Raw genomic sequence first — 15,178 nt, 5'->3', positions numbered from 1 at the left:
AAATCTCGCAGAAGGCTTTACTTCGAGTTGAGGAGTGAAAGTTTTGAATATTGCTTTAATCGCACATGATAAGAAGAAGGATAATTTAATTCGTTTCGTATTGGCATACAAGGATATTTTTCAACAACACAATTTATATGCCACCGGGACAACAGGCTCAAGAATAAAGGAAGAGACCGGCTTAGACCTGCACAGATTTAAGTCAGGCCCGCTCGGCGGTGATCAGGAAATTGGATCATTCATCGCCAATGATAAAATGGATGTTGTCATCTTTTTCAGGGATCCATTGACTGCACAGCCTCATGAACCGGACGTAACAGCTCTCATCCGCCTTTGTGATGTCTATTCTGTTCCTTTGGCAACCAATATGGGTACTGCTGAAATCATTATCAGAGGGCTGCAGCGAGGAGATATTCACTGGCGTGAGGTTGTAAAGGAGCAAAAGGAGAATGACGGTAATGGAAATTGATATCCTGGCATTCGGTGCCCATTCAGATGATGTAGAAATCGGCATGGGCGGCACGCTGGCCAAGTATGCAGCAGCCGGGAAAACAATAGTGATATGCGATTTGACCAGAGCAGAACTGTCCTCTAACGGCACACCTGAAACAAGGGAGAAAGAAGCTGAAGACGCAGCCTCCATAATAGGTGTATCGGAAAGGGTGAACCTTGGTTTGCCTGACAGGGGACTATACATACAGAAAGACTACATTGATCAAATCGTACATGTCATCAGACAGTACAGGCCAAGAATCGTGTTTGCTCCATATGAAGCCGACAGGCACCCGGATCATGGGAATGCCTCTTCCTTGGTGAAAGAAGCTTTCTTTTCAGCTGGTATTAAAATGTATGGAGAAGGAGAACCGCATAAACCAATAGCATTATATTTTTATATGATAAACGGTTTTCACAAGCCTGATTTTGTCATAGATATAGATCAATACATAGAGACCAAAATAAAAAGCCTGGAAGCATATCAAAGTCAATTTATCAGCAGGGAGGGAAGCATTTCTACTCCTCTGACAGAAGGGTATCTTGAATCGGTAGAGGCAAGGGAAAGAATGATGGGCAAAACAGCCGGTCTTTCATTTGCAGAAGGGTTTTTTTCTCATACCGCTTTGATTGTCGACAAGGACTTATTAGGAGAGTAGTTTATGAAATTAAAAATAGGAATCACCTGCTATCCTACGGTCGGCGGGTCCGGGGTAGTGGCAACTGAACTTGGTAAACTTCTCGCTGAAAGAGGACATGAAATCCATTTCATTACTTCCAGTGTTCCTTTCAGACTTAATAGAATGTATCCGAATATTTATTATCATCAGGTAGAGGTGAGTCAGTACTCTGTCTTTCAGCATGCACCTTATGACATAGCCCTCGCTAATAAGATGGCTGTGGTTGCGAAAAGGGAAAACCTGGACATCCTGCATGTCCATTATGCAGTGCCGCATGCTGTCTGCGCGATACTGGCAAAACAAATGGCTGATACCGATCTGAAGATTGTCACCACACTGCACGGAACAGATATAACGGTACTGGGGTACGACCCATCGTTAACAGAAGCCATCCGTTTCGGCATTGAACAGTCAGATCATGTTACAGCAGTATCACATGCGCTTGTCGACCAGACATACAGTCTTATTTCACCAGACAAGGACATTGAGACAGTTTACAATTTTATCGATGAACGAGTTTATCGCAAGGTAGATTCTGAGCATCTGAAAAAAGAATACGGTTTACTTCCGGAAGAAAAAGTCATCATCCATGTCTCGAATTTCAGGGGTGTCAAGAGGGTGCAAGATGTGGTTCAGGCATTCAGCAGGATTGCCAAGGAAATTCCTGCTAAACTCCTCCTGGTTGGCGACGGACCGGAGATGACGGTCATCTGCCAGTTGGTCAGGGAACTTGGGATTAAAGAGAAGGTCCTTTTTCTGGGTAAACAGGATAGCCTTGAAGAACTGTATTCGCTTAGTGACCTCATGCTTCTTCTTTCAGAGAAAGAAAGCTTTGGACTGGTGGCTCTTGAAGCGATGGCTTGCGGAGTACCCTGCATTGGGACTGACATTGGCGGGATACCAGAGGTAATTGAGGATGGCGTCAATGGGTATATATGTCCTTTAGGAGCTGTGGATTCTGTTTCGGAAAAGGCTGTGTCATTGCTCACAAATGAGAAACTTTACCAGGATCTCTCGGAAAACGCGTTGAAAACGGCAAGAACAAAGTTTCATTGGAGCAAAATAGTAGATCAATATGAACAAATTTACAGAAAGCTTACAGTAGAAGAGTAGGTGATGATAATGCTCCCTGCCCTATTTCAGCGGGCGTTGCCTGTCCTGAAGAAATTGGAAGACGCCGGGTATCAGGCTTATTTTGTCGGAGGTTCAGTAAGAGACCTTCTTTTGAATAGAAAAACAAATGATATTGATATTGCCACTTCAGCTTTACCCCAACAAGTGAAGGCGGTTTTTCCTAAAACAATAGATGTTGGAATTGAGCACGGGACGGTGGTTGCAATATATAACCAAATCCCCTATGAAATCACTACTTTCAGGAGCGAGGATGACTATAAAGATCATCGACGACCGGATTCAGTGACTTTTATTACGTCCTTGAAAGAAGATCTCCAGAGGAGGGATTTTACGATTAATGCCATGGCGATGGACAGTTCAGGGGAGATCCATGACCCATTCCTGGGACGGGAAGATCTTAATGCAATGGTGATCCGTACAGTTGGGGATGCGGATGAACGTTTCAAAGAAGATGCCCTTAGAATGATGAGGGCCGTCCGTTTTATGGCTCAGCTCAACTTCAATATTAATATTGACACTTTCAACAGCATCATGAACAACCGAAAAACTCTTCAGTATATTGCTGTTGAGCGGCTGTCAGCTGAATTCGAAAAGGTATTAGGTGCACCATACAAGCGCTCGTCTTTTAAGGTGATGGAAGAAACAGGACTTCATGAATCTTTGCCGCAAATAAAAGGCGAAGTGGTAAGAGCTGCAGCTGATATGCTTGTTGATCACCTGACCAATGAACAGATGTGGCTGTTGTTGAATCATCTTTCCCAAAATGGTCCTGACTTTTTGGAGCCTTGGAGACTTCCTTCAAAGAAAGTGAAATATATATCAAGAACACTATCATTCCTTTCTGACAGAATGGAAAAGGAATGGACCCCTTACAGTATTTATTTAGCAGGAATGCCGGCAGCGATAGATGTTGAAAGGGTATATCAGGTGCTGAATTCTTCTGTTGGAAAAGCAGATGACAGTTACTTAAGGGATATGCATGATTCTTTGCCGATTAAGAAAAGGGATGAACTGGATTTGTCGGGAAATGATCTGATGAAATGGACCGGTAAGGCCGGCGGTGCTTGGATAAAAGACCTTATTGAAAAGACAGAAAGAGCGGTTATACAAAGGGAAGTACCTAATGAGAAATCAACCATAAGGGAGTGGTTAGGACTTTGCAATCACCAATAAGAGTGAAATTAATGGAAGCCTTCAGGAAGGCTGATGGAGAGTTTTTATCGGGACAAGCCCTGGCAGATATAGCCGGCTGCTCCCGTACAGCCGTATGGAAGCATATTGAAGAGCTGAGAAAAGAAGGATTTGTTTTCGAAGCTGTTAAAAAAAGGGGATACAGGATTTTGGAATCTCCTGACAGGGTGAGCGGGGAAGAGATTTACCCAGGTTTAAGGACCAGGGCCATTGGAAGAGTGATCGAATATAAGGAATCCGTTCCCTCTACACAAAAAATCGCTCATACCCTTGCACAGGAAGGCAGCGGGGAAGGAACCACAGTCATAGCCGATGAGCAGACAGAGGGAAGAGGAAGGCTCCTTAGAAGCTGGCATTCTCCAAAAGGAACCGGCATCTGGATGAGCATCATCCTGAAACCCCAGCTTCCTCCTCAAAGAGCACCGCAATTTACTCTGATAGCGGCTGTAGCGGTTGTGCAGGCAATCGAGGAGGTTTGCGGCTTGAGTCCTGAAATAAAGTGGCCGAATGATATTTTGCTGAACGGCAAAAAGGTAACAGGCATTTTGACAGAACTTCAGGCTGAAGCGGATAAAATCAACTCCATTATTATCGGAATCGGGATGAACGTCAACCAGAATGCAGATGATTTCCCTGAAGAACTGAAGTCTATTGCTACCTCTTTATCCATAGAAAAAGAAGAAAATATATCCAGATCAAAATTAATTCAAAAGGTGTTTGAAAAATTAGAGTTGTATTATGATTTATATATGGAAAAAGGATTCACGCCGATCAAGCTGCTTTGGGAAAGTTATGCCGTCAGTATCGGCAGGCAAATTACAGCGAGAACTATCACCGGAAGCATACAGGGAAAAGCTCTTGGGATTAATGAAGACGGCGTCTTAAGAATACAAGATGCAGACGGAACCATTCATGAGGTGTATTCGGCGGATATTGAATTAAATTAAAGTGAAACCGTTTTCTTTTAGTCTTTTTTTCTATTGAATTCCCCGATTCTTTTGTTATAATCGTTTAGTGAAGGGCAGTATCTCAAATGAACTGCACCATTTGATTAAAATTGAATATATCAGCTTATTTCTGCCTTGATCCAGTTGGACAGGGACGGAGGGTCGAAACTTTAAAATGAACTTAACGGGATCCTTCTGCCTTTTTGCGGAAGGGTCCCTTTTTGTCAGGCTCTTGTGCGGTTTCTTTTTCTACTTGAAGGGAACCTGCACAAGCTGCCTTTATACTATTTGTTTCGCCGCCTCTGATAAAAAAGGAGGAACGGAAAATGAAGAGCACATCTGATTTTATCAAAATGAAAAATGAAAATGAGAAAATATCCATGGTAACTGCCTATGATTATCCATCTGCCAAGCTTTCTGAACAGGCCGGAATCGATATGCTGCTGGTGGGTGATTCCCTCGGCATGGTTGTTCTTGGCTATGATTCTACGGTTGCTGTAACGCTTGACGATATGATTCATCATACCAAGGCGGTAAGAAGGGGAGCACCCGAGACATTCGTGGTGACGGATATGCCCTTTATGACATATCATCTTTCAAAACGCGATACATTACAAGCAGCAGCGGATATCGTTCGAAATAGCGGGGCACATGCAGTCAAAGTTGAAGGCGGGGGTAAGGTGATTGATACAATTACTGACCTTACAACTGCAGGTATTCCGGTTGTTGCCCATCTTGGACTTACTCCCCAATCGGTTGGTGTACTGGGGGGATATAAAGTACAGGGAAAAACGGCAGAAGCAGCCAAAAAGCTTATAGAAGAAGCTAAAAGATGCGAAGAAGCCGGTGCGTTTGCGCTTGTTGTGGAATGCATCCCCCGCCAGCTGGCAGCTGAAGTGTCGAAAAGCATCAATATCCCAGTGATTGGCATAGGTGCGGGAAGCGAGACGGACGGCCAGGTCCTGGTCTTTCATGACATCATGACCTATGGGGTGGAAAGAATCCCAAAATTCGTAAAGAAATACGCAGATTTCAACGAGGCGGCAGCTGCCGGACTCCAGAATTATCATCATGAGGTGAAAGAAGGGCTGTTTCCAGAGGTCGGCCACACTTTCACTATGAAAGAAGAAGAACTACAATCCTTATATGGGGGTAAAAAGTAACATGATAAAATATACCTCGATTTCTTCCATACAGGAGTTTTTAGTAAAAGAAAAGCGGAGAGGAAAAACAGTAGGTTTCGTGCCGACAATGGGCTTTCTGCATGAAGGCCACCTTACCTTGGCGCAGCAGGCCAGGCGGGAAACTGATATTGTCGTCATGAGTATCTTTGTGAATCCGCTGCAGTTCGGACCCAATGAGGACTTTGAAAGCTATCCCCGCAATCCTGAGAGAGATGCCGAGCTTGCCCGGTCAGCAGGAGTCGATGTGCTGTTTCTCCCTGAAGCTGATGAAATGTACTCAGGATCTTCAATAAAAATGCATGTTACCGATCGCACCGATGTCCTATGTGGAAGCAAGCGGGAAGGTCATTTTGACGGGGTAGTCACTGTGGTATCGAAGTTATTCAATATTGTGGGCCCGGATAATGCTTACTTTGGACTTAAGGATGCACAGCAGGTAGCTGTTATAGAAGGGCTGGTTAACGACCTGAATTTTCCTGTGAATATTGTCCGTGTTCCCACGGTCAGGGAAGATGATGGCTTGGCAAAGAGTTCGAGGAACGTCTACCTTTCCGAGGTGGAAAGAAAGGAAGCTCCAGTTTTGAACAAAAGCCTGAATGATGCAGAAAGATTGATCAGGGAAGGTGAAGCAGATCCCAAACGCATCATTTCTTTTATCCATAATAGAATCAGCGCAGAAACCAGCGGAATCATTGATTATATCGAAATCTATTCATATCCTGAATTAACAGCCATAGATAAACTTCAGGGTGAGTTCATAATAGCCTTAGCAGTGAAATTCGATAAAGCCCGGCTGATTGATAACATTATCATTAAAGCGGCACAGGAGGAGATACACCATGTTTAGAACGATGATGAGTGGGAAAATCCATAGAGCGACAGTGACAGAAGCGAACTTGAACTATGTGGGCAGCATTACGATTGACCAAGATATCCTCGACAATGTCGGTATGCTTCCAAATGAAAAAGTTCAAATCGTCAATAATAATAATGGCGCAAGACTTGAAACGTATATCATACCGGGAGAACGCGGAAGCGGTGTATTCTGCCTGAATGGTGCGGCTGCCCGTCTTGTACAGCCGGGTGACGTCATCATCGTCATTTCATATAAGCTTGTTCCTGACGAAAAAGCACATACTCATGTCCCGAAAGTGGCCATCATGGATGAAAAGAATAATATAGTGGAAATGCTGGGAACAGAGCCGGAAGCAACGGTTTATTGATCTTTGCAGACAGCACCGGAATTTATGGGTGCCAAGTTTGCGAATCATAAATAGTACCTGCTAATGGGGACGAAATCGTTTAAGGTTTCGTCCTCTTCTTTTTTGAGCGGGAAAGTACTTATTTTAAAAAGTTATTGCGTTAAGGCCACACTTGATCATTGAGGTTACCGGGACTGATGACCCGTCAGCGTGGAATGGATGGGTACAGGATTCTGCTTAAGGTTTATGAATTTTGTATCTTTCAGCGCAGACTTGGTGTATTCAGGATCTTGGATTGGAGTGGGTACATATCTCAGCAGAAAATCGGTGACTCGTGTATCCAGAAGCCTTGTGTGGGTACATATCTCAGCAGCAAATCGGTGCCTCGTGTATCCAGAAGCCCGGAGTAGATACATATCTCAGCAGAAAATCGAGGACTTGTGTATCCAGAAGCCCGGAGTAGATACATATCTCAGCAGAAAATTGGTGACTCGTGTATCCAGAAGCCTTGTGTGGGTACATATCTCTGGAGAAAATCGGTGACTCGTGTATCCAGAAGCCCGGAGTGGATACATATCTCAGCATCAAATCGGTGCCTCATGTATCCAGAAGCCCCGAGTGGATACATATCTTACCTCAAAACCCAGGACTCGTGTATTCGGAAGCCTTGTGTGGGTACATATCTCTGGAGAAAATCGGTGACTCGTGTATCCAGAAGCCCGGAGTGGATACATATCTCAGCAGCAAATCGTTGCCTCATGTATCCAGAAGCCCCGAGTGGATACATATCTCAGCAGAAAATCGAAGCGACATGTATCCAGAAGCCCCGAGAGGATACATATCTCACCTCAAAACCCATGACTCGTGTATCCACCCGCCATAGAGTGAATACATATCTCAACTCAAAACCATAAACTCATGTATCCACCAGCCAGAGGTATATCGTTTAACCGATAGCGGATTGGCCAGCAAACGCCTATACATATAGAAACTCGAACTATCCAAAGGCAGACCAAAAAAATATATCAGCACCCTCTCTTCTGGCTCTGCTCCAAGGTATTATGGTACACTTGTGAAGATAAAGAGATGATAAAGGCTGTGTGATTTTATGGTACCTCATAAAATAGTTGTAGTGGATTTAGAAACTACAGGTAACTCCCCGAAAAAGGGAGACAAAATAATTCAATTAGCTGCAATGGTGGTCCAAGAAGGAGCTGTTGTAGATTCGTATACCACTTTTATGAATCCCGGTATGAGGATACCTTCGTTTATAGAGGAATTGACCGGGATCGATGATGAAATGGTCAAGGGCGCCCCTGAATTTTCTGAGATAGCTCCAAAAGTTTTGGAGCTGCTGGATGGGGCTGTTTTTTGTGCTCACAATGTCCAATTTGATTTGGGTTTTCTCCAGGCTGAGCTGGAGGAGGCCGGCTACAATACGTTTACGGGTCCTTCCTTTGATACTGTCGAGCTTGCAAAAATCACTCTTCCCACCGCGGACAGTTATAAACTGACAGAACTTTCCGATCGATTTTCTTTTAACCACAGCCGTCCGCACCAAGCTGATAGTGACGCATTGGTTACGGCAGAATTGCTTATTCATTTTATTGAGAAGCTTGCAGAACTTCCGCTCGTGACACTTGAGCAGATGGAAAAGCTGTCCAATTGGCTGAAAAGTGATTTATCCCTGCTTTTTTCCAATATTCTTACCCAAAAGAGGAAATCGATTGAGGACATTGACCCGGAACTGGAGGTTTTCAGGGGAATCGCCATCAGAAAGAAGAAGGTTCAGCCTCATGTGCGTGTCGACCAGTCAGAGGCGGCTTATCCAAGAGAGGATGAGGATAAGATGGCTTTATTGTCTACAGCCATATCTTCATTTGAGAAAAGGGAAGGCCAATTTTTGATGATGGATAAGGCATATGAAGCGATGACAGAAAATAAGCATATCATCATCGAAGCGGGTACTGGTGTGGGCAAGTCCTTAGGCTATCTTCTTCCTGCCATCTTGCACAGTAAGCAGGAAGAAATTCCGGTGGTGGTGAGCACGTATACCATTCAGCTTCAGGAACAATTGCTGGAAAAGGAAGTCGGATTCCTTAGAGAGATGCTGGATTTCCCTTTTAATGCCGTTCTCTTGAAAGGAAAGAACCACTACTTGAATTTGTTCAAATTTGAGCAGTCTTTGACAGAGGAAGAGAACCACTATGATATTGCTCTTACGAAGATGCAGATTCTTGTCTGGCTGACATCCACTGAAACAGGCGATGTGGATGAGCTTAATTTGACAAGCGGCGGAAGATTATTCTGGAATAGAATCAGGCATGACGGATGGCATATCAAAAAGGATCCATGGATCGGCAGGGACTTTTATCTGCATGCCCGGAATCTTTCCAAGAGTGCCGACTTAATTGTCACCAACCATTCAATGCTGCTTGCGGATTTGGTGAGTGAAAGGCGGCTCCTTCCAGAATATGAGACAGTCATCATAGATGAAGCTCACCATCTGGAGAAGTCGGCCAGAAGCCACTTTGGCAAAATAATCGATTATCTATCGGTCAAGTTTGTCATTGGGCAGCTTGGACTGATTGACCAAAAACAGCTATTGTTCAAAATGGAAAAAATGATAAAAAAATATTCACTTCAACCGAAACTTCATTCTTTCGAGCTTGATCAGTATGTCAATGATTTTTACAGAGAAATAGAAGATTGCTTTTCGGTCATTACGTCGCTCTTCTTGAAGCAGGCAAAAAAGAGAAAAGGAATCCAAAAGATTCAAATGAGACTTACCCAGTCGCTGTTGAATTCCAGTGAATGGAGACCGGCAATCATGTGTGTGGAACGCGTTGTCTCCGAAATGAAGAGAATCGAGGGAGAAATGGAAAGCCGCTTGGAAATGCTGAAGGAGAAAGAAAATTCCCTGGACGATTCCGAAAAGGCTTCCTTGGAGGAAATGTACAGCTTTCTTGTTGAATGGGCGGAGCTAAGATCAAACTTGCGGGAAGTATTTATGTTTCCTTCAGATAACGATGTGATATGGCTGGAAGGAGATCTACGCTCCTTGCCTAACAGCCTGTTAATCCAGTCTCAGCTTGCAGCAGTCGGGGAAAAATTGAAGAGTTCGTTTTTCGACCAAAAGAAATGTGCCATCATGACTTCGGCTACATTGACTGTCCAGAATTCTTTCAATTATTTTCAGGAAGAAGTCGGTTTATCACGCGATAAAGTGGACGCTGTCAGAATTTCTTCCCCATTCAATTACAATGAGATGACCAAGCTGTTCATTCCAACAGATGTTCCTGAAATCCAGAACGTGTCATTGGATGAATATGTTGAAGCCATTGCGACACACTTAATTGGTGTGGCTCAGGCAACGAAGGGCAGGATGCTGGTGTTGTTCACCGCTTTTGATATGCTTCGCAAAACTCATGATTTAATGAAAGACAGCGGTTTGCTGGATGACTTTGTGTTGATGGCACAAGGAATTTCCGGGGGAAGCCGGACTAGGCTGACAAAGAACTTCCAGAGATTTGACAAGGCTATCTTATTTGGCACGAGCAGCTTTTGGGAGGGTGTCGATATTCCGGGTGAAGACCTGTCCTGTCTTGTGCTGGTAAGGCTGCCTTTTGCACCGCCGGATGAACCCGTAGCACAGGCAAAAAGTGATTTCTTGAAAGGTGAAGGGAAAAACCCGTTTTCCCATTACTCACTACCCGAAGCGATCCTCCGATTCAAGCAGGGTGTCGGGAGATTGATCAGACGAAATACGGATAGGGGAATCGTGATTGTATTTGATAGAAGGATTGTTACAGCCAGATACGGCAAGGCATTCCTTGACTCCATTCCTGATATGCCCGTCCGCCAGGGAGAGCTTCATGAAATGGTGGAATTGATTGAAGAGTGGCTGTAAAATCCATTCGGCTTTATCGGATAAATTTTCATGATTAACGTACTCTAAATGTAGAAATGAAATAGGAGGTATGTTAGTCATGAGAGGGTATACGGCGGCGTTCCTGCTGATAATGTTTTTTCTTTTTTCAGAAGGGAATATAATAGCAGCTGGTCCACAGGTGGACTTAAAGTTAAAACCAGACGAGTTTGCGTTGTCTTTCCTGCCTTTTGAAAGAGGGGAAGTTGCGATTATCCACCTACCGGAAGGTGTGAATTACCTGATCAACACAAGTACAAGCAGCCAGTCGGAGTCTCTTTCCTCTACTTTGGATAAGTATGGAATCAAAAAGATAAAAGGAATACTTGTCACCGATATTACAGAATATCATAGAGATGTTCTCAATAGAATTGCCGGACAATGGGGAGTGGAAGAAGTGCTGACAGGTGCAAAACTTGCCCCGGGGATCACTGGTTCGGAAGTGCCTGTGCTTCCTCTAGAAAAAGGCACTAAGCATGCGTTAAATCAGAATGTTGCCATTGATGTGATGTTTGACGGCGGCACGGAAAATGAAGGGCTTGATTTTTCTATCACTTCTTTGCCTCATCGTTTCCTTTGGCTGAGTTCTCATTCCCAGGAGGCAGAGAACTTATTAATGAATGAGCAGTTAAGTGATGTCAATATATTGAAGGTTCCGCTGTATAACAAAACGGAATTATTATCGGAACGGCTGTTAAATCATATCGATCCGCAAACAGCTGTTTTTTACCGAGATAAGAAAAAATATATGAATACAGATCTGGTGGAACTTTTCCATGAGAGCTGGATTGATGTTTATTTTACTGGCCAGCATGGGCTTATCACGATTAAATTCAATGAAAACAACTATGAAGTGATTACGTTTCCAGAGGAAAATCAGGTGCTTGGCTAGGCACTGCGAAAAGAGGGCTGTTCAGACAGCCCCCTGCAGAAGTGTGTGTGGAATAGAATTGTTTTTGTTTGATTGTGTTCGGATTTAAGCCCATTTGCTGTTATAATGAAAAATGGTTCTAATGCTATTTTGCCTTAATATTGGATCAATATTTATAACAATTTTTGTGAGGTTAGGGGGATTTTCTTTGGAAAGCAAAATCGAGGTTTTATCAACCGTCAAAATTCAGCACTCGCCTGATTTTTACAAAGTGGTCGATGCTTTAAATCGTACTCTGAAAGAAAGAGATCTGATGTTTGGACTTGCCTTGGATCCTGAAGATCAAGAACAGGCAGTTTTTACAATCTATCGTACATAAAGAAGTGATGAAATGAAAAAACTCATAATTTTCTCAGTGTTAATGTTAATCCTAGTTGCAGGAGCGGCAGCAGCCGTATTCCTGAATGCCAGATCCCCAGTTAATGAAAGGGCCGAGGCTGCTTTAAAAAGGGCTGAAGCTGAAACCGAAATAACATCGAAAGAGGATGTTACTCTATACAATGGCGAAAAGTCATATGCAGTCATTACAGGCGAAGATACAGACGGGGAAAAGATCATCCTATGGGTTCCTCAAAACGATGAAGAGATAATTGAAAAAAAATGGGCTGATGGAATCTCGAAAGAAGACGCGATTAATAAACTAAATCAAGAAAACGATGTTTCCGAAATTCTGTCTGTCAAATTGGGCATGGAGAGTGTAGGACCCGTATGGGAAATGACGTATCTTGATGAAAATGAGCACCTGAACTACTATTACCTTCTCTTTGAATCTGGAGAATGGTGGAGGAAGATCGAAAATCTTTAATAGGGGGAAATGCATATGAAATTGGAATTGGCGCAGAGAGTCAGTGCTTTAACTCCATCCACAACCCTTGCCATTACGGCAAAGGCGAAAGAGATGAAATCACAAGGAATAGATGTTATAGGGCTTGGTGCCGGTGAACCGGACTTCAATACTCCTCATCATATTATGACAGCTGCCACTGATTCGATGCACGATGGACATACAAAGTATACTCCGGCAGGCGGTTTGCCACAATTAAAAGAAGCCATCATCAATAAATTTAAAAAGGATCAAGGTATATCCTATGATCCGTCTCAAGTGATTGTGACAAGCGGTGCGAAACATGGTTTGTACACTTTATTCCAAGTTCTTCTTAATGAGGGAGATGAAGTAGTCATTCCTACTCCCTATTGGGTCAGCTATCCCGAACAAGTAAAATTGGCAGGCGGCAGTCCTGTATTCATCGAAGGTAAAGAGGAAAATGAGTACAAAATAACTCCTGACCAGCTCAAAAATGCTGTTACTGACAAAATAAAAGCAGTCATCATCAATTCACCAAGCAACCCTACAGGCATGCTGTACAGCAGAGATGAACTGGAAGCTCTAGGCAGAGTCTGTCTTGACCACAATATCCTGATAGTGTCTGATGAGATTTATGAAAAGCTTGTTTATGGTGAGAATAGCCATGTTTCGATTGCAGAGATTTCACCTGAGTTAAAAGAGCAGACGATTGTCATCAATGGAGTATCAAAGTCACATTCCATGACAGGCTGGAGAATCGGCTATGCAGCAGGGGATGCACGGCTTATCAAAGCCATGACGAACCTTGCCAGCCATTCAACCTCCAATCCTACGACAACTTCGCAGCACGGTGCTATTGCGGCCTATGAGGGGACACAAGAGCCAGTCGAAGACATGAGGAAAGCGTTTCAGGACCGTTTAGGCATCGTCATAGAAAAGCTGAATGCAATTCCCGGGTTCAACTGCATTACACCGCAGGGAGCATTTTATCTTTTTCCCAATGTAAAAGAAGCCGCATCACTAACCGGACATGAGTCGGTTGACGACTTTACGAAAGCTCTGCTTGAAGAAGCCAAGGTGGCCGTTATTCCAGGATCCGGTTTTGGTTCGCCTGATAATATCCGGTTATCATACGCAACATCTCTTGAGTCTTTTGAAAAAGCATTAGAGAGAATCCATTCTTTTGTTACTGATAAAATGGAGCAATCAAAATAAAAAGCAGGTTCAGGCGGCAGATTTTCTGCCGCTTAATCTGATGAATCACCCCTTACTGTGTTTTCTCTGTTGCTAGGGGTTGGGTGGATATGTATAATAAAAAGAAATTGATACATAAGTATAAGAGTGTTGAGTTTTTGGAGGGAATTAAACGTGAAAACAACAATTGCAGAAGTAAATAAGCATGTTGGAGAAGAAGTGACAATCGGTGCTTGGCTGGCAAACAAAAGATCAAGCGGCAAGATTGCCTTCCTTCAACTTAGAGATGGTACAGGTTTCATTCAGGGTGTTGTGGTCAAGAGTGAAGTCGAAGAGGAGATTTTTCAGAAGGCGAAGTCCATCACTCAGGAGACATCTCTATATGTCACTGGTGTGATCCAGGAGGACACCCGCTCTCCTTTCGGCTATGAAATGCAGGTGAAAAGCCTTGAAGTCATACATGAGGCTGTTGATTATCCTATTACACCGAAAGAACATGGTACAGAATTCTTGATGGACAACCGTCATTTATGGCTGCGCTCCCGCCGCCAGCATGCAGTAATGAAGGTTCGGAATGAAATTATCCGTGCAACCTATGAATACTTCAATAAAGAAGGTTTCGTCAAAGTGGATCCTCCTATACTGACAGGAAGCGCTCCCGAAGGAACATCGGAGCTTTTCCATACGAAGTATTTCGAAGAAGATGCATACCTTTCCCAAAGCGGACAGCTTTATATGGAAGCAGCGGCAATGGCTCTTGGAAAAGTATTTTCTTTCGGACCTACTTTCCGTGCTGAAAAGTCAAAAACCCGCCGCCATTTAATTGAGTTTTGGATGATAGAACCTGAAATGGCTTTTTATGAGCATGAGGACAGTCTTAAGGTACAGGAAGAGTATGTATCCCATATTGTTCAATCAGTGCTTGAAAACTGTAAATTGGAATTGGAAAGATTGGGACGCGATACTTCCAAGCTTGAAAATATCAAAGCTCCTTTCCCGCGTATCACATATGATGATGCAGTTAAATTCCTTCAGGAAAAAGGGTTTGATGATATCGAGTGGGGAGATGATTTTGGTGCTCCTCATGAGACGGCCATTGCTGAAAGCTACGATAAACCGGTATTCATCACCCATTATCCAACTTCCCTGAAGCCTTTCTACATGCAGCCGGATCCAAATCGTGATGATGTTGTTCTGTGTGCGGACTTGATTGCCCCAGAAGGGTATGGAGAGATCATAGGGGGGTCCGAGCGTCTGCATGACCACGATATCCTCAGTCAGCGCATTGAAGAGCATGAGCTGGATCCTGAGGCGTACAAATGGTATTTGGAACTGCGTAAATACGGTTCAGTTCCTCACTCAGGTTTTGGTCTTGGACTCGAGAGAACTGTGGCATGGATCAGCGGCGTTGAACATGTGCGCGAAACGATTCCATTCCCAAGATTATTAAACCGTCTATATCCTTAATAGATGAATGCATTTAAACGACT

Annotated in this window: 14 protein-coding genes; all 14 read left to right on the top strand. The window is 43.6% G+C overall.

Annotated elements, in window-relative coordinates:
- The first annotated feature begins 43 nt into the window (after window positions 1–43).
- The 14 genes from mgsA to asnS all read left to right on the top strand — a co-directional run bounded on the left by mgsA (window position 44) and on the right by asnS (window position 15,155).
- A complete protein-coding gene (gene mgsA, locus FZC78_RS05325) occupies window positions 44–469 on the top strand; it encodes a methylglyoxal synthase (RefSeq protein WP_148938595.1) in 426 nt (141 codons plus the stop codon).
- Complete coding sequence (gene bshB1, locus FZC78_RS05320) at window positions 459–1,151, top strand: bacillithiol biosynthesis deacetylase BshB1 (protein ID WP_148938594.1); 693 nt, start codon at window positions 459–461, stop codon at window positions 1,149–1,151. The genes mgsA and bshB1 overlap by 11 nt, the downstream gene beginning before the upstream one ends.
- 3 nt (window positions 1,152–1,154) lie before the next feature.
- On the top strand, window positions 1,155–2,285 hold the full coding sequence (bshA, locus tag FZC78_RS05315) for an N-acetyl-alpha-D-glucosaminyl L-malate synthase BshA (protein ID WP_148938593.1): 1,131 nt from the start codon (window positions 1,155–1,157) through the stop codon (window positions 2,283–2,285).
- Between the two features lie 3 nt (window positions 2,286–2,288).
- The gene (locus tag FZC78_RS05310) at window positions 2,289–3,479 is read left to right on the top strand and encodes a CCA tRNA nucleotidyltransferase (protein WP_148938592.1); all 1,191 of its coding nucleotides are present in this window, start codon (window positions 2,289–2,291) and stop codon (window positions 3,477–3,479) included.
- The gene (locus FZC78_RS05305; RefSeq protein ID WP_148938591.1) at window positions 3,464–4,444 is read left to right on the top strand and encodes a biotin--[acetyl-CoA-carboxylase] ligase; all 981 of its coding nucleotides are present in this window, start codon (window positions 3,464–3,466) and stop codon (window positions 4,442–4,444) included. Before FZC78_RS05310 ends, FZC78_RS05305 begins: the two co-directional genes overlap by 16 nt.
- A gap of 326 nt (window positions 4,445–4,770) precedes the next feature.
- A complete protein-coding gene (gene panB / locus FZC78_RS05300) occupies window positions 4,771–5,607 on the top strand; it encodes a 3-methyl-2-oxobutanoate hydroxymethyltransferase (protein ID WP_148938590.1) in 837 nt (278 codons plus the stop codon).
- Window position 5,608: 1 nt separating this feature from the next.
- Entirely contained in the window at window positions 5,609–6,475 is an 867-nt protein-coding gene (panC, locus tag FZC78_RS05295) for a pantoate--beta-alanine ligase (RefSeq protein ID WP_148938589.1), read from the top strand.
- Entirely contained in the window at window positions 6,468–6,851 is a 384-nt protein-coding gene (gene panD / locus FZC78_RS05290) for an aspartate 1-decarboxylase (RefSeq protein ID WP_148938588.1), read from the top strand. Before panC ends, panD begins: the two co-directional genes overlap by 8 nt.
- Before the next feature lie 1,087 nt (window positions 6,852–7,938).
- Entirely contained in the window at window positions 7,939–10,740 is a 2,802-nt protein-coding gene (dinG, locus tag FZC78_RS05285) for an ATP-dependent DNA helicase DinG (protein ID WP_148938587.1), read from the top strand.
- Window positions 10,741–10,819: 79 nt separating this feature from the next.
- Window positions 10,820–11,650 (top strand): hypothetical protein, encoded by an 831-nt coding sequence (locus FZC78_RS05280; RefSeq protein ID WP_148938586.1) that lies wholly within the window; start codon window positions 10,820–10,822, stop codon window positions 11,648–11,650.
- 187 nt (window positions 11,651–11,837) lie between these two features.
- Window positions 11,838–12,008 (top strand): YpmA family protein, encoded by a 171-nt coding sequence (locus FZC78_RS05275; protein WP_113928625.1) that lies wholly within the window; start codon window positions 11,838–11,840, stop codon window positions 12,006–12,008.
- A gap of 12 nt (window positions 12,009–12,020) precedes the next feature.
- The gene (locus FZC78_RS05270; protein ID WP_148938585.1) at window positions 12,021–12,494 is read left to right on the top strand and encodes a DUF5590 domain-containing protein; all 474 of its coding nucleotides are present in this window, start codon (window positions 12,021–12,023) and stop codon (window positions 12,492–12,494) included.
- 15 nt (window positions 12,495–12,509) lie between these two features.
- Window positions 12,510–13,709 carry a pyridoxal phosphate-dependent aminotransferase gene (locus FZC78_RS05265; protein WP_148938584.1) on the top strand — a complete coding sequence of 400 codons (1,200 nt, stop codon included), beginning with the start codon at window positions 12,510–12,512 and terminating at the stop codon, window positions 13,707–13,709.
- A 153-nt stretch (window positions 13,710–13,862) separates the two neighbouring features.
- Entirely contained in the window at window positions 13,863–15,155 is a 1,293-nt protein-coding gene (gene asnS, locus FZC78_RS05260; RefSeq protein WP_148938583.1) for an asparagine--tRNA ligase, read from the top strand.
- Window positions 15,156–15,178: the final 23 nt, after the last annotated feature.

It is taken from the genome of Rossellomorea vietnamensis (genome assembly GCF_008180415.1).
GTDB classification, from domain to species: domain Bacteria; phylum Bacillota; class Bacilli; order Bacillales; family Bacillaceae_B; genus Rossellomorea; species Rossellomorea vietnamensis_C.
The sequence above is the reverse complement of the archived record's forward strand: the minus strand, read 5'-3'. Positions and strand labels throughout refer to the sequence as shown.

Coding starts and splice junctions, on each gene's coding strand:
- bshB1 (WP_148938594.1), top strand. CDS start 459: ATGGAAATTGATATCCTGGCATTCGGTGCCCATTCAGATGATGTAGAA.
- bshA (WP_148938593.1), top strand. CDS start 1,155: ATGAAATTAAAAATAGGAATCACCTGCTATCCTACGGTCGGCGGGTCC.
- FZC78_RS05310 (WP_148938592.1), top strand. CDS start 2,289: ATGATAATGCTCCCTGCCCTATTTCAGCGGGCGTTGCCTGTCCTGAAG.
- panB (WP_148938590.1), top strand. CDS start 4,771: ATGAAGAGCACATCTGATTTTATCAAAATGAAAAATGAAAATGAGAAA.
- panC (WP_148938589.1), top strand. CDS start 5,609: ATGATAAAATATACCTCGATTTCTTCCATACAGGAGTTTTTAGTAAAA.
- panD (WP_148938588.1), top strand. CDS start 6,468: ATGTTTAGAACGATGATGAGTGGGAAAATCCATAGAGCGACAGTGACA.
- dinG (WP_148938587.1), top strand. CDS start 7,939: ATGGTACCTCATAAAATAGTTGTAGTGGATTTAGAAACTACAGGTAAC.
- FZC78_RS05280 (WP_148938586.1), top strand. CDS start 10,820: ATGAGAGGGTATACGGCGGCGTTCCTGCTGATAATGTTTTTTCTTTTT.
- FZC78_RS05270 (WP_148938585.1), top strand. CDS start 12,021: ATGAAAAAACTCATAATTTTCTCAGTGTTAATGTTAATCCTAGTTGCA.
- FZC78_RS05265 (WP_148938584.1), top strand. CDS start 12,510: ATGAAATTGGAATTGGCGCAGAGAGTCAGTGCTTTAACTCCATCCACA.